Origin of the sequence: Algoriphagus sp. CAU 1675, from assembly GCF_029222925.1 — a bacterium.
Classification (GTDB): domain Bacteria; phylum Bacteroidota; class Bacteroidia; order Cytophagales; family Cyclobacteriaceae; genus Algoriphagus.
In genome coordinates this window covers 599,765-615,981 of sequence record NZ_JARHUI010000003.1, presented here as the reverse complement: position 1 = coordinate 615,981, position 16,217 = coordinate 599,765, and the positions used below count along the sequence as shown (strand labels likewise).

The window sequence follows — 16,217 nt, the reverse complement described above, 5'->3', positions numbered from 1 at the left end:
TCGGATTGTCCTGGCAAGCGTTTTCTTGTATTTTCCTTCGCTATTTACACCCCTCCTTAAGAAATAAACATACTATGAAAAAGAGATTATTCCTTTATCTGTTGCCTTTTTGGATTTATTCCTGCCAATCCTCGCCCCAATCTGAGGAGGAGAGAATGGAAGCTCGTGCCCAAAATGTAGAAATTATCAGAGATGATTTTGGTGTTCCACATATTTATGGAAAAACCGACGCGGATGCTGTTTTTGGGCTTTTATATGCCCAATGTGAGGATGACTTCCGTAGGGTTGAGAGAAATTATGTCTGGGCTATAGGGCGCCTGGCAGAGTTGGAAGGAGAAAAGTCTATTTATAGTGATCTTCGTGCCCGGATGTATATGACCGAGGATGAAGCCATTGCGGCATTTCAATCAGCTCCTGATTGGTTGAAAGAATTGTGTCAAGGCTTCGCAGATGGGATCAATTATTATTTGGCTACACATCCGGAAGTAAAACCACAAGTAATTACCCATTATGAACCCTGGTTCCCCATGTACTTTTTTGAAGGTTCAATTGGTGGGGATATTGAGCGGATTTCCACAGAAAGAATCCAAGCCTTTTATGAGGAAAATAAAGCTTTGTCCATGTCGGACTTTGGTGATGGTTTAGTACATCCGGATCCCTATGAGGAACCAAAAGGTTCTAATGGAATTGCGGTTTCAGGGAAATTAACCCAATCAGGGAATGCCATGCTTCTGATCAACCCTCATACTTCATTTTATTTCCGCCCAGAAGTTCACGTAGTTAGTGAAGAAGGTTTAAATGCCTACGGGGCAGTTACCTGGGGACAGTTCTTTGTCTATCAGGGATTCAATGAAAAAACCGGCTGGATTCATACTTCCACTTTTGTGGATTTTATCGATGAGTTTCAGGAAGAAATCGTTGAACAGGAAGGGAAAATTCAATACAAATACGGGGAGGAATTTAGGGATGTGCAATCCCAAAAAATCAAGCTGAAATATAAGGAGGGGGATGCCATTGGAGAAAAGGAATTTACCTTTTACAGAACTCATCACGGGCCCATTACCCATATGTTGGACGGAAAATGGGTAGCTACAAAAATTAACTGGGACCCCGTGAATGCTTTGATCCAAAGTTTTACCAGGACAAAATTGAATAACTACCAAGAGTTTCGGGCGATGATGGATATCCGTACCAATTCTTCAAATAATACGGTTTTTGCGGATTCGGAAGGGAATATTGCCTATTTCCACGGGAACTTCATCCCTCGAAGGAATGCAGAGTTTGATTTTTCAAAACCAGTTGATGGTTCAAATCCGGCTACAGACTGGCAAGGGCTTCATACTGTGGATGAAAGTATTCACCTATTAAATCCAGAAACCGGTTGGATTCAAAATTGTAATTCAACCCCATTTACAGCAGCTGGTGAGTTCAGTCCAAAACAAGAAGATTATCCGGTTTACATGGCTCCGGATAGAGAGAATTTTAGAGGTATTCATGCGGTCAAAGTTCTTCAAGATGCCCATGATTTGACATTGGATAGTTTTCAGGAGTTGGCATATGATCCCTTTATTCCCGCATTTGAGCGTTTGATTCCTCCATTGGTATCCGCATTTGAAAATCAAGGTGGATCGAATGAATTGGCAGAGGCCATTGGGGTTCTGAAGGCTTGGGATTTCCGAACCTCCAAAGAATCTGTAGCGATGAGTCTTGCCCATTTTTATGGGATGAATTACCAGCAGAAATTTAGAAACCTTTTTGATTTGGTGGAGAATGAAAAATTAGCGGAACATTCAGAACCTGAGGTGCAAAAGGAAATGCTGGAGGTGTTTGAGGAAACCATAGATCAAATGACTGCAGATTTTGGAAATTGGAATGTGCCATGGGGAGAAGTGAACCGGTTTCAGAGGCTTACAGGAGATATTGATCTGAAATATGACGATGATAAACCATATATTCCAATTGGTTTGGGTTCCGGACGTTGGGGAGCATTGGCAAGCTATGGTTCCAGTATCAAAGAGGGTACAAAAAGACTTTATGGAAGCTCTGGAAACAGTTTTGTCGCCGTAGTGGAGTTTGGTGAAAAAGTCCGTGCAAAAAGTATTTTGGCAGGAGGTCAAAGTGGGCATCCTGATTCTCCACATTTTCTGGATCAAGCCCAACGGTATGCCGATGCAAATTTCAAAGAAGTGGCTTTCTATAAAGAGGATGTGGAAGCTAAAGCGGAGGAGAGATATCATCCCGGAAATAGATGATGCTGAAAGTTTTTTTAATTTAAACTGATAATTGTCAGGATTTCAACTAATTATTGATTGGTAAACTATTGGAAAGAGGGGGTACCTTGGTGTACCTTCTTTCTTTTTGAAGGTACTCGAGAGTTAGGCAAAACCCCATACGTTATGAAATACTTCAGTATAGCTTTTGTATCCCTGTTGTTCCTCTTTGTTTCCTTCCGATTCCAGCACCCGACTTCAACAATCCAAAAAGATGTTTCGATAGAATCCCGTGTGGATTCCTTGCTGGCTTTGATGACTTTGGAGGAAAAAGTTGGTCAAATGAATCAGTATAATGGATTTTGGGAAGTGACAGGCCCAGCTCCTCAGGATGGGGATGCTGCAAGAAAATATGAACATCTGCGAAAGGGATGGGTCGGATCCATGCTCAATGTAACTGGTGTTGAAAATGTCCGTACAGTGCAACGAATAGCGGTGGAGGAAACCAGGCTTGGGATTCCTTTGATCATTGGATATGATGTAATTCACGGTTTTAAAACCTTGAGCCCAATCCCTCTTGCTGAGGCGGCAAGTTGGGATATGAATGCGATTAGAAAATCTGCAGAGATGGCAGCCTTGGAAGCAAGTGCTGCTGGAATCCATTGGACTTTTGCTCCAATGGTAGATGTTTCCCGGGACGCCCGATGGGGCAGAGTGATGGAAGGAGCTGGGGAAGATCCTTATTTGGGAAGCAGGATTGCCTTTGAACGTGTAAAAGGCTTTCAGGGGGATGACCTTTCCCAACCTCATACGATTATAGCTACAGCAAAGCACTTTGCAGGATACGGATTTTCAGAATCAGGCCGAGATTACAATACCGTAGATGTGGGAACCTCCACTTTATACAATGAAATATTTCCTCCATTCAGGGCAACTTTGGATGCCAATGTGAGGACTTTTATGAATTCCTTTAATGTGCTGAATGGAATTCCTGCTACTGGAAACTCATTTCTTCAGCGTGAAATATTAAAAGGAAAATGGGAGTTTGATGGCTTTGTGGTATCGGATTGGGGATCAATTGCTGAAATGATCCCACATGGGGTAGCTCGAGATGGAAAGCAAGCAGCACAAATTGCGGCAAATGCAGGATCTGATATGGATATGGAATCCGTCTTGTATGTGGAGCATTTAGTTGATTTGGTACGGGAAGGGAAAGTCAAGGAAAGCGATATTGATGATGCGGTAAGAAGGATTTTAAGAATAAAGTTTGAATTGGGACTTTTTGAGGACCCTTATCGCTATTGTGACCCAGAAAGGGAAAGAGATATTGTTGGAAGTGATCAAATTAAAAGGGCTTCCTTAGATATGGCACAAAAGTCAATTGTCCTTTTGAAAAATGAAGGAAATCTGCTTCCCCTTCCAAAAAAGGGAAAAACCATTGCATTGATAGGTTCTTTGGCCAAGGATAAGGATAGTCCCTTGGGAAGTTGGAGAGCGATGGTTGAACCCAATTCAGCTGTTTCAGTTTTGGAAGGGCTGAATGCTCTCGGTGAAAATGAAATTCGATATGCAGAAGGCCCTGTGTTGGTGGAAGGAACACCGAACTTTGCCATTGAAGTAAAAATAAACACTGATAACAGGGATGGTCTATCTGAAGCTGTTAGCATGGCTAAGGAGGCTGATGTTGTGGTAATGGTATTGGGAGAAAATGGTTTCCAATCAGGAGAGGCGAGAAGCCGTGCGGATTTGGGGCTGCCCGGTTTGCAGCAAGAGTTGTTGGAAGAGGTTTATAAAGTCAACCAAAACATCGTTTTGGTTTTGATGAATGGTCGACCTTTAGCTATTGAATGGGCAGCAAATCATATTCCAGCCATTGTTGAAGCCTGGCACTTGGGAAGTGAAAGTGGGCATGCCATTGCTTCTGTACTGCATGGAGATTATAATCCTAGTGGTAAACTCCCCATGACTTTTCCCAGAAATGTGGGACAAGTTCCGATTTACTATAACTATAAAAATACCGGTAGACCGACCAATCCAGGCAATAATGTGGTTTTTTGGTCTCATTACATTGATTCTCCAAATGAACCATTGTTTCCATTTGGCTATGGATTGAGTTACACTTCCTTTGAATATCAAGATTTAAAGTTGAGTTCCGATCGGCTTTCAAAGGGCGGGGAAATTGAATTGAGTGTTTTGGTGAAGAATACAGGAAAGCTTAAAGGAAAAGAAACAGTTCAACTATATATCCGTGATATGGTGGCTTCGATCAGTCGACCTGTTCGGGAATTGAAGGGTTTCCAACAAATCGAACTGGAACCAGGTGAATCCAAACTGGTGAAATTTACCATCAGTGAACAAAGTTTGGGATTCTATACCAATTTTGGTGATTGGGTAGTAGAGGGCGGTCAATTTAAGCTTTTTGTAGGTGGGGATTCAACCTGTGACTTGAATGCGGATTTATATTTTGAATGAGTGCTCCTTATTTATTCAAAACCGGAAAATCTATGCTTAAATGATTTAATAGCTGATCAGTGTAAGGAAGGTTTTAAAATTTTGAATTGAGTCCGATATTGTTGGATTCCTACGACCAGGTGAATCTTAAAATCATCTCCATATCGCTGCTCATTCTCATGACCTTACCGGGGACATTGATTTTGACTGTATTGCATTTTCGTCAGGAAAGTGTGAAGTCCGAAGTCAAGGCCAAATTGGAAGAGGGAATAGAGGAGGATAGGTTATTGATTTTAAAATTTTCCCGAAAAGAGAGCGAAGAGGAACTTCGATGGGAACATGAAAGGGAATTTGAGTACCGCGGTGAAATGTATGATATCGTTTCCAGTGAAATAACAGGGGACTCCGTCATTTATACAGTCTGGTGGGACCAAGAGGAGACCGCCCTAAAAAAGAAAATAGAGGAGGTTTCAAACAGTCTTTTCGGGGAAGGACCATTGGACCATGATTCTCTGGACGTCATTCAAAACTTTTACAGAACCCTTTATCTTCCAATTGTTTTTGGTCATTTTTTTTCCGTTTTAGATACTCCTGAGAGCCATTTTTCTACTTACGTCTTTAATTGGGTCTCTTTGGTGGTTTCCCCCATTTTTATGCCTCCTAAATTGAGTTAAACTTTCCTTAAAAAGGCTTTTTCCCGGTGTTTATTTCGGGACTGGTTTTGTATTTCCAAAAGCCCATTCAAATCGTTTAACTTAATTTTATTCTAATGTACAGATTGATTTTTGTCTGTTGGATGTTGAGTTATGCCTTCATGGCTCATGCCCAAACACTGACAGTCAAAGAGAAGGAATCCGGAATTCCTTTAGAGCTGGTATTGGTCAGCAATTCGAGTCCGGAAAACTTCGCCTATACCGATGTTAAAGGTCAGGTTGATATTTCTAAGTTTGAGTCAAGTGAAAAAATAGAATTTCGCTTACTTGGATATAAAAAACAGGTAAAGACCTATCATGAATTGAAAGATTTGGGTTTCGTTCTTTTCCTCGAACCCAGTAGTCTAAATCTTTCTGAAACAGTGGTTTCGGCGACGCGCTGGGTGCAAAGTTCCGAGAACATCCCTTCCCGAATCTCCGCAGTTTCAGCAGAAAACATTGCCTTTCAAAACCCCCAGACTGCTGCTGATTTGTTAGGGATTTCAGGGAAAGTTTACATTCAAAAGAGTCAACAAGGAGGAGGAAGTCCTATGATTCGGGGTTTTGCTACCAATCGCTTATTATACTCCGTAGATGGGGTACGTATGAATACGGCCATCTTTCGTGGAGGCAATATTCAGAATGTGATCAACCTAGATCCTTTTGCCATTGAAAAAACAGAGGTGTTTTTTGGCCCGGGTTCAGTGATCTATGGTAGTGATGCAATAGGAGGGGTGATGAGTTTTCAGACCCTGAGTCCAAAGTTTTCCGGTTCTGACAAACTTCAGGTAAATGGAAATGCTATCACCAGATACTCCTCTGCCAATAAGGAAAAGACGGGACATTTTGATGTGAATTTGGGCTGGGATAAATGGGCCTTAGCTACAAGTGTTAGCCATTGGGATTATGATGACTTGAGACAGGGAAGCAATGGTCCTGTAGATTACCTCAAGCCTTTCCATATGATCAGGCAAAATGGAGAAGATGTAGTGATCCAGCAAAAAGATCCTTTGCTTCAAGTACCTTCCGCTTATTCCCAGCTTAATTTGATGCAAAAAGTTCGCTTTAAGCCAAATGACAATTGGGACTTTCAATATGGTTTTCACTATTCAGAAACTTCAAAATATGGGCGTTATGACCGCCATAACCGCCTGAGAGATGGATTGCCTCGATATGCAGAATGGGATTACGGACCACAAAAGTGGATGATGAATAACCTGAGCATTACTCACCAAGGCAATGCGAAAGTGTATGACCGAATGAACATTCGTCTGGCACAGCAATATTTTGAAGAAAGTAGGATTGACCGCTCATTGAACAAGAAGATCAGAAGCATCCAAGTGGAAAAGGTGGAGGCTTATTCATTGAATTGGGATTTCACGAAGGCCTTGGATGGGAAGCATACGCTATTTTACGGAGCTGAATATGTGGTCGATGATGTAAACTCTAAGGGATATGTCACGGATATTACAACCAACATTGAGGAAAATGGCGCCTCTCGTTATCCAATTTCTACATGGAAATCATTTGGTGTCTACGTGAATGATGAGTATCGTATTTCTGAAAAAGTAACCATGCAGGGAGGATTGAGATACAATGTATTTGTTCTAGATGCCGATTTTAGCAATAATCTTCCCTATTATCCATTTCCCTTCACAGAAGCTTATACTTCCGACGGAGCGTTGAGCGGTAGTATAGGTGCAGTATGGAAGCCATCGAAGAGTTGGATTATCAGTACCAATTTCGGGACTGCATTTCGTTCGCCCAATGTGGATGATATAGGTAAAATTTTCGATTCTGAGCCAGGAAGCGTTACTGTTCCCAATCCTGATCTCAAGGCTGAAAATGCCTACAATATCGATTTTGGACTGGCTAAACTTCTTGGAGAAACGGTCAAATTGGATTTGACGGCTTACTATACCAACCTTCAAAATGCCCTCGTCCGGAGAAATTACCAGTTGAATGGTTTGGACAGCATTCTATATGAAGGGGAGTTGAGTCAGGTTCAAGCAATTCAGAATGCAGCTGTAGCAAGAGTTTATGGGGTTCAGGCTGGTATTGAGGTGGATTTGCCAGGTGGTTTTGGGATCACATCCGATTTAAATTTCCAAAAAGGAGAGGAGGAATTGGATGATGGAAGTATCAGCCCTTCCCGACATGCTGCTCCTTTGTTTGGGGTAAGTAGGTTGACTTATAGTCGAAAGAAACTTCGCTTAGAACTTAATGCCTTTTACCAAGCGGAAAAAAGTTTCAATGAACTGCCTGTAGAGGAACGCTCCAAATCAGAGATTTACGCCAAAGATGCCAATGGAAACAACTATTCTCCTTCTTGGTATACTTTGAATTTCAAAGGGATGTATTCTCTGAACCAGTATATTTCTTTTAATCTTGGATTGGAGAATATCACTGATCAACGCTATCGTTCTTACAGTTCGGGGATTTCCGGTCCGGGTAGGAATTGGGTCCTTTCACTAACCGGGAAATTTTAAAAAAAAGAGCCTGAAGTTCACAATGATTAGACTTCAGGCTCTTTCATTTTTCCGAATCAATCAATCCTCCATTTGCACGATTTCGGTAAGTGAATTCCGCACTAGTTTATGCTGCTCGGGATTCAATGCTGTGATGTCATTCATTTGAAGGAGTAAGCCGTATAAGTGTTTGAACTGTGGTTTTTCCAAATAATGCCCGTTGTTTTCCAGCCATTTTTGTAGAAGCTCAATCTCATATTTGTTGATTTGATCATCGGCGAGAATGCCATAGCATAAGCCTTGTAAGTAATGGAGATGCCTGTTGGATTCTTCTCCAATTTGAAATTTGGATTCAAAACGCTGCATGATTCCAATCATGTCATGCAATTCCTCTGAAGTCATTATTCCGGTGTCAATAATTGTTTTTACCTCCTGATAAAAAAGATTGAAGGGAGGGTCAGTGCAGATTCCTTCATGGGCTTTGCACCATAGTTTTAAATCATTGTATTCATTTCTGGTAACCACTCCATCAGAGCCTATGGCGTGGATAATCCCCTTGAAATGATTAAAAGCCTTTGTGATTTTTGGGTTGATATTCATGGCCAAACCTAGTTAATTGACTAGTAGTAATATACAAATCTTTGAGGCTTTTAAGTAATAATAGGGATTCTTTATTTTCCATTAATGGCTCGAAAATCAAAGAAACCATGAAGGATAGAAAATTATTTAAAAGAAAGTGTGAATACGGTTTTTTCTCCAAGTTCGGAATACACATTCAAACTTCCCCGATGGAGATTCATGATTTGTCTGGAAATGGCCAATCCAATTCCCGAACCGGTTTTTTTTGTGGTGAAAAAGGGTACAAATATTCTTTCTAATGCCTCTGGAACAATTCCGGGCCCATTATCTTCTACATGTATTAATGTTCCCATATCCCCTTGCCCAACTGCGGAAAGTGTAATTTGGGGAGAGTACTGATTTTGTAGGGATTCATAGGCATTCTTGACCAGGTTAATCAAGATCATGGTGATTTGATCCTGGTCACAAAGTACCTCCAACTCTTTGGGCTCCACCTTTTTTATGAATTCAATTTCCTGGGATTTCAACTCCTCCTTCATCAACCCATACACGTGGTCAAATAATAAATCAACTCGAACTAACTCTTTCCTGGGCTGAGGGATATTGGTGTAATCCCTGTAGGCATTGACAAAATTCACCAAGCCTTTGCTACGGTTGGCAATTGTATCCAATCCTTCCTGAATATCCTGAAAACCTTCTTTTTTGACCAAGAAGCCTTCCTGCTGCACATAGCTGTCCTCATCCAAAATAGTGCGCAGAGATTCTACCAAACTGGAAATCGGAGTAATGGAATTCATGATTTCATGTCGCAGAACCTTGGTCAGGTTTTGCCAGGCTTCCAGTTCATTTGCCTGAAGTTCGGCATTGATATTCTGCAAAGACAATAAGGTCCAACTTTGTCCTTCCATTTTCAGGGAGGTGGACTGGATGATCAGGTAAAGACTCGGGTTTACTTTATAGGAAATCCGCTGTCCGGGTTTTATCTCAAGTACTTCTTTCAACAAAGTTGGAGAAAGCTTACCCAAATCCGTAATATCCCGGAACTGTGGAATTTGAAGCAGATGTTTTGCTGCATTGTTGATCACCCCGATTTTACCTTGGGAATTGAAAGACAAAATCCCAGTATTGATGTGCTGAATAATAACTTGTAGAAAAAGCATTTGCTCTTCTTTTTCTGCACGAGTCTGCTTAAAAGCTTCCATCACCTCATTGAAAGCCATATTGACTTCTCGAAATGAGCTTCCCATTTTACTGTCAGAAGAAAAAGAAGAGGAGAAATCGGTAAAGCGTATTGAATCCAGAAAGCGGGCAAGCTTGTGATTGATGGAATTGACATAATAAATCATTTCACCCGCCAAAGCCGCCACCACTAATCCCAAAATCATGGGGGCCAACCAAAGTCCTTGGCTGAAATGCAGCCATATCCCTAAAAATAAACAAAGGGTTATTCCTAAAATTCGGATGATTATACCAACAGAGAACCTTCTATAGACCATATTTCTCAAGTCTTCTGTATAAGGAGGATCTGGTCAGTCCCAACTCCTCTGCAGCCCGGGTGATATGACCGTTATGTTTTTGCAAGGCTTTTCGTATCAGAATCCGCTCTACATCCTCTATGTTCAAATGCTCCAAGCTTACATTTTCTTCCTGTTTTTCAGGCTGATTCATTTTTTGAAGAAATAAATCCTCTGGCTGAAGAATGTTGTGGTTGCTCATGATCACCGCCCGCTCAATGCTATGTTGCAGTTCCCGGATATTTCCGGGCCAGTGGTATTTCAACATTCGCTTGAGTAAGGGATCGGATGCTTTTCTAATGTCCTTATTGTATTTTTTGGAATAGAAAGAAATAAAATGTTCCGTAAGCAAAGGAATGTCATCCACCCGCTCTCGGAGTGGAGGGAGCAGGATTTCAATGGTATTGATACGGTACAAAAGATCTTGACGGAAGCTGTTGTCATAGACCATATCGTAAATGGGCATATTTGTAGCAGAGATCAACCTGATATTGACATCAACTGCTCGGTTGGCACCAACCCGTGTCACTTGACGGTTTTGAAGAGCTGCCAATAACTTGGCCTGTAAAGGCAAGGGAAGGTTTCCGATTTCATCCAAAAACAGGGTTCCTTTGTGCGCCTGCTCAAATCTTCCTGCCCTGTCTTCTTTAGCATCTGTAAATGCGCCTTTTTTATGTCCAAATAATTCAGACTCAAACAGGGTTTGGGTAATAGATCCGAGGTCCACACCCACAAAAGTTTCCCTGTTTCTTCTGGAGTGCCTATGAATGGCTCTTGCTATCAGTTCCTTTCCGGTTCCATTTTCTCCTAAAATCAAGACATTTGCATCTGTATTTGCAACTCGCTCAATGGTTTCAAAAACCTTTTGCATTGAAGGGCTTTGACCGATAATGTCCCTGAATTTATTGTCAATATCCTGTTGGAGGGTTTGTTGTTGGTCTTTTAGGAGGTTTATTTCCAATTTTTTCTGTCGCAACTGAAGGGCAGCATTGAGTGTGGCCAGTAGGCGTTCGTTTTCCCAGGGTTTTAGGACAAAGTCTGTTGCTCCTTCTTTTATCGCTTTTACGGCTAGGTTGACATCCCCATAGGCTGTGATCAATACTACCACTGCAGAGGGGTCAAGTTCCAGAATTCGGTCCAACCAATAAAAGCCTTCCTGTCCCGAACTCACATCTTTAGTGAAATTCATATCTAACAAGATGACATCATATTGTTCATTATGAATAAGGATAGGAATCAGGTCCGGATTGGTCTCTGTATCTACTTGTGCAAAATGCCTTTTCAAAAAAATTTTCGCTGCTTTTAGAAGATCTTCATTGTCATCTATGATCAGGATTTTACCAATTCTTTGCTCGTTCATTATAAATGGTTTAAATCATGAATTAATTGTCCTTTTTTCAGATGCAATCCTTTGTTCCAAAAGCCTGCCGAAATATTTTATGAGGCGTAAATTTCAAAAAAGGGTCATTTTCGGACGTTTTTGACCGGTTTTTTTTACATTCCCCGTCATCAAAAGTTAAGAATAAAAAATTCAGTTTGATTCATCTTTGTTCGCTGGCGGACGAAATTGTTCGAGACTTGTAGGTGCCATTTTTTGTAAAACCTGCAAAAAGCCCTCAAAAAGCCTTTTTCTTCATGGCACATCATTTGGCATAAAAGGAATAGCCAAAGAATGATGGCATTAGTAATATGGATAGAAAAATTGAAAAGAAGACTTGGACCCTGAAACGGATTGCGTGGGGATTTGGCGGAGTCGTTTTGCTTGCCGGAGTTGTTTACCAATTGGGCTTTGCAGATCATCGCTCTACGATGAACGTGGAAGAGGACAGGTTGAGTATTGCCTCGGTTAAAACTGGGGAGTTTACAGATTACATTTTGGTTTCTGGTCAAATTGAACCGGCACAGACTTTTTATCTGGATGCGATAGAGGGGGGAATGGTGGCAAATGTAGTTCGGGAGTCAGGTGCTTTGGTTGAAAGGGGAGATACGATTTTGGCTCTGACTAATTCCAATCTTCAATTGGATGTGATGCAAAGGGAAACTATGCTTTATGAGCAAATCAATAATCTTCGGCAGACCCGTCTGCTCTTGGATCAAAATGATTTGAACCAGCAGGGCCAATTGGCAGAAATAGATTATCAAATCAGTTTGCTAGAGCCCCAATACCAACGTTTCAAGGAGCTTCATGAAAAGAAACTGGTTTCTGATCGTGAGTTTGAGGAAGTCAAAGAGCAATATGAATACAACCTGAAGCGCAGGAAACTCACCTATACTTCTTATAAAAATGATTCGATAGCCCGATCTATCCAATTGAATCAACTTCGTCAGTCCGAGAACCGCATGCAAGCTTCTCTAAACGGAGTAGGGAGAATTTTAAATAACCTTGTCATCACTGCTCCAATTGCTGGACAGCTGGCTATGGAACAAATTGAAATAGGACAGGCCATCAACTCAGGGCAGAGATATGGACAAATAGATATTCTGGATGAATTTAAGGTGAGAGTACCAATTGATGAATTGTATCTGCCTCGTATAGGAAAAGGTTTAAGAGGGAAGTTTACACTAAGTGGCCAGGAACATGAACTTGAAATCATAAAACTGTATCCAACGATCACTAATGGACGATTTGAGGTGGATATGGCTTTTACGGGGGAAAGTCCTCAGGGAATCCGTAGAGGACAAAGTGTGAGGATTCGCTTGGAATTGGGAGATAGTGAGCAGAGTTTGCTTTTGCCAACTGGAGGATTTTTCAAGGATACCGGTGGCAATTGGGTATTTGTGATCAATCCAACAACCGGAAATGCAGAAAAAAGAACCATCCGTCTGGGAAGGAAAAATCCGGAATACTATGAGGTATTGGAAGGATTGGTGGAAGGAGAGAAAGTCATCGTCTCCGGCTATGAGAATTTTGGAAACAATGAAGTATTAGAACTGAGATAAACCATTAACTACTCAAACATGACTAATGTAATCAAGACTGTCAATCTCCGGAAACTGTACACGACGGAGGAAGTTGAAACAACCGCCTTGGACGGAATCCAAATTGAAGTTAAAAAAGGTGAGTTTGTAGCTATTATGGGTCCATCCGGCTGTGGAAAATCCACCTTGCTAAACATTATAGGACTTTTGGACAACCCCGATGAAGGAGCTTATTATTTCTTGGACCAGGAAGTCTCTAAATTTTCTGAAAGACAGCGCTCTTCCCTCAGAAAAGGAAATATTGGCTTTGTTTTTCAAAGCTTCAATTTGATCGATGAACTTACAGTATTTGAAAATGTGGAGTTGCCCCTTCTGTATTTGAAGATTCCTGCCGATGAACGAAAAAAAAGGGTAGAGGAAGTTTTGACACGCATGAATATCATGCACAGGAGAAATCACTTTCCTCAGCAACTTTCCGGAGGTCAGCAGCAGCGTGTGGCTATTGCCCGGGCTATTGTTGCCAAGCCTTCTGTAATTCTGGCGGATGAACCTACTGGTAATTTGGACTCCAAAAACGGGGAAGAAGTGATGAGGCTATTGGAAGAGCTGAATAATGAAGGGACTACCATTGTGATGGTAACTCACTCACCCTATGATGCCAATTATGCGCATAGAGTGATCAATCTCTTCGATGGTAAGGTAGTTACCGAGAATATTCGCGAGCAGTTTCACGTATAATTCAACCCCTTAGATTTTTAGCGAGAAGGGATAGTTCACTCCTGTTTTGCTGGGTTTAAGGAGTAAGGTTTCTGATTTGTGGAGACTTCCCCAGTACCGAATGGTGGGCATCAGGGAGACTTGGATTTCCTTATGCCTTGTCAGACTATGCCTATGGGATTTGAAAATTAACGGTAAATCAGATTCCAATTACTAGGGCTTTTCCCGTTTTCTAAAAGTACATCCCAAGGAAAAAATCCAAAAATTCAAGTTATGTTACGCCATCAGATTCTTTTGGCCTTTAGGGGCTTTTTGAAGCACAAGCACATTTTCCTTATTAATCTTTTTGGTCTGACTACAGGTCTTACAACGGTTGTTTTGATCATGTTTTGGGTCAAAGATGAACTCAGTATCAATCGATACCACAACAAGATCGACAGGATCTATTCTGTGCTTACCAATCATAACAATGCCAATGGTCTGATTACTATTGATTATACACCAGCCCCAATGGCAGAGGCCTTAAAGGAAGAGTTTCCGCAGGTTGAATTGGCTACTGGACTTTCTCCTTACATCGATGGAGTGATGTTTGAAAGCGGTGAGAACAGTATGGAGGCTGAAGGCTACTTCGTTGATCAGGACTATTTTGGGATTTTTGATATAGATTTTTTAGCCGGTAGCAAGGAAAATGCACTTACCGGAATTAATTCAGTGGTATTGTCTGAATCACTTGCCTCCAAGTTGTTTGGAAGTCCGGCCCAGGCGTTGGGTAAGTCACTTCACTGGCAGGTGTTTGATTTTCAAAATGAAGTGGAGGTGACGGGTGTTTATCGGGATTATGGTGATTTGGACATCCGAAAACCCGAATACCTACTGGCTTTCCCTTACTTTCTAAAAATGCTGGGGGATGGTGCACATTGGGATAATTTTAACTCCTCAATACACCTTTTGCTCAGGAAAGGAAGTGATGTGGAGCAGTTTAATGAGCAAATCCACGGCTTTATAAAGTCCAAGAATGCTCAATCCAATGTTTCGGCTTTTGTCCAGCCATTTGGAGATACCTACCTCTATGGAAGCTATGAAGAGGGAAAGATAGCAGGTGGAAGGATTTCCTATGTGAGGATATTTTCAGGGATTGCGGTATTTATCCTTCTCATCGCCTGTATCAATTTCATGAATCTGACTACTGCCAGATCCATGAGCCGCTTAAAAGAAATTGGGGTAAAGAAGTCAATGGGTGCCAGCAGGGGTGGACTTTTTACCCAATTTATCACAGAGTCCCTGATGTTATCTTTATTCGCATTGCTTTTGGCATTGTTAGCGACTTTTCTTCTGCAGCCACTTTTCAATCAACTTACTTCCAAATCTTTGGAGCTTGCATTTCAACTCGATGTGACCCTGATTTTATTTGGAATTTGGGTGGTAACCGGATTGATGGCAGGGATTTATCCAGCCGTTTATTTATCCAGGTTTAAGCCAGTGGAAGTTATGAAATCCAATGTGAAAGGGAGTTTCGGAGAGCTCCTGGCCAGAAAAGGACTGGTTGTTTTTCAATTTGGAATTTCCTTGCTATTGATCATTGGAATCGCTGTTTTAGGGAAGCAGATGTCTTTTGTACAAAGCCAAAACTTGGGATATGATCAAGCTCATTTGTTGGAACTCAATTCCTCCTCAGTAGATCCGCAAAAATTGGAGGCCTTATTGGAGCAGGTAAAAACTGTTCCCGGTGTTTCCAATGCCTCAAGTCTTTCTCATCCATTGGTGGGTTTGTCAAGTTCTACCATTGGTTTAAGTTGGGATGGAAAAGATCCTGAAGATCAAATAAAATTTGAGAATATTACAGTCAATATGGGACTCATTGAGACTATGGGATTTCAGATTCTTCAAGGAAGGTCCTTTTCACCTGATTTCGGAGAGGAACAAAGCAAAATCATCCTCAATGAAGCCGCTGTAAAAACCATTGGTTTTCTGGATCCTGTAGGTCAGATCGTTAACCTTTGGGGTAATGATATGGAGGTAATTGGAGTGATCAAGGATTTTCATTTTGAGTCCTTGAAAGAAACAGTCAAGCCGGCTTTTCTGAAATACGACTCGGATTTTGCCCAAAAAATCCTGATTCGGATAGAATCCGAAAATCAAGCTCAAACCATTGCCGGAATTAGTCAAGTCTATGAAGGTATCTCCGGTCAAACCTTGAATTACAAATTCATGGATGAGGATTATCAGAGCCTCTATGCATCCGAACAGAGAACACTCAAACTTGCCAACTATTTCGGTGCTTCTGCCATTTTCCTTTCCTGCTTGGGATTGTTTGGATTGGCTGCATTTACAGCAGAGAAGAGGAAAAAGGAAATCGGTGTACGCAAAGTAATGGGAGCATCAACCTTTGGGATTTTGTCTTTGGTGTCCAGAGATTTTGTGGGCTTGATTCTAATTTCAATTGTCATTGCATCTCCTATTGCTTGGTATTTTTCCAATATCTGGTTGGAAAGCTATGCGTTTAGGACGGATTTGAACTGGTGGATTTTTGCCGGTGCTGGATTGGTATTGGTACTGATCTCACTTTTGACAGTGGGGTATCAGGCTTTCAAAGCTGCCACTGCTAACCCGGTGACTTCTCTTCGCAGTGAATAAGAAGAGTAGTAAAGCATGAATTGGGAGAATTTC

General features: G+C 41.4%; 10 protein-coding genes. 7 read left to right on the top strand and 3 right to left on the bottom strand.

Annotation, left to right across the window (positions count from 1 at the left end; genetic code table 11):
- Positions 1 to 74 precede the first annotated feature (74 nt).
- The 4 genes from P2G54_RS09795 to P2G54_RS09780 all read left to right on the top strand — a co-directional run bounded on the left by P2G54_RS09795 (position 75) and on the right by P2G54_RS09780 (position 7,842).
- Positions 75 to 2,252, top strand: a complete 2,178-nt coding sequence (locus P2G54_RS09795) for an acylase (protein WP_275870596.1) — start codon at positions 75 to 77, stop codon at positions 2,250 to 2,252.
- Positions 2,253 to 2,396: 144 nt separating this feature from the next.
- A complete protein-coding gene (gene bglX, locus P2G54_RS09790; RefSeq protein WP_275870594.1) occupies positions 2,397 to 4,682 on the top strand; it encodes a beta-glucosidase BglX in 2,286 nt (761 codons plus the stop codon).
- Between the two features lie 86 nt (positions 4,683 to 4,768).
- Entirely contained in the window at positions 4,769 to 5,335 is a 567-nt protein-coding gene (locus tag P2G54_RS09785) for a hypothetical protein (protein ID WP_275870592.1), read from the top strand.
- 95 nt (positions 5,336 to 5,430) lie between these two features.
- On the top strand, positions 5,431 to 7,842 hold the full coding sequence (locus tag P2G54_RS09780; protein ID WP_275870591.1) for a TonB-dependent receptor: 2,412 nt from the start codon (positions 5,431 to 5,433) through the stop codon (positions 7,840 to 7,842).
- A 60-nt stretch (positions 7,843 to 7,902) separates the two neighbouring features.
- Here P2G54_RS09780 and P2G54_RS09775 read toward each other — a convergent pair whose 3' ends face one another.
- From P2G54_RS09775 to P2G54_RS09765, 3 genes are all read right to left on the bottom strand, one after another.
- Positions 7,903 to 8,421, bottom strand: a complete 519-nt coding sequence (locus P2G54_RS09775) for a hypothetical protein (protein ID WP_275870589.1) — start codon at positions 8,419 to 8,421, stop codon at positions 7,903 to 7,905.
- A gap of 122 nt (positions 8,422 to 8,543) precedes the next feature.
- On the bottom strand, positions 8,544 to 9,896 hold the full coding sequence (locus tag P2G54_RS09770) for an ATP-binding protein (protein WP_275870587.1): 1,353 nt from the start codon (positions 9,894 to 9,896) through the stop codon (positions 8,544 to 8,546).
- Positions 9,886 to 11,274 (bottom strand): sigma-54 dependent transcriptional regulator, encoded by a 1,389-nt coding sequence (locus P2G54_RS09765; RefSeq protein ID WP_275870585.1) that lies wholly within the window; start codon positions 11,272 to 11,274, stop codon positions 9,886 to 9,888. The genes P2G54_RS09770 and P2G54_RS09765 overlap by 11 nt, the downstream gene beginning before the upstream one ends.
- Before the next feature lie 329 nt (positions 11,275 to 11,603).
- Here P2G54_RS09765 and P2G54_RS09760 point away from each other — a divergent pair, with 329 nt between their 5' ends.
- From P2G54_RS09760 to P2G54_RS09750, 3 genes are all read left to right on the top strand, one after another.
- On the top strand, positions 11,604 to 12,854 hold the full coding sequence (locus P2G54_RS09760) for an efflux RND transporter periplasmic adaptor subunit (protein WP_275870584.1): 1,251 nt from the start codon (positions 11,604 to 11,606) through the stop codon (positions 12,852 to 12,854).
- Positions 12,855 to 12,872: 18 nt separating this feature from the next.
- Positions 12,873 to 13,571, top strand: coding sequence for an ABC transporter ATP-binding protein (locus tag P2G54_RS09755; protein WP_275870582.1), 699 nt, complete (start codon positions 12,873 to 12,875; stop codon positions 13,569 to 13,571).
- Between the two features lie 252 nt (positions 13,572 to 13,823).
- On the top strand, positions 13,824 to 16,184 hold the full coding sequence (locus P2G54_RS09750) for an ABC transporter permease (RefSeq protein ID WP_275870581.1): 2,361 nt from the start codon (positions 13,824 to 13,826) through the stop codon (positions 16,182 to 16,184).
- The last annotated feature ends 33 nt before the right edge of the window (positions 16,185 to 16,217 follow it).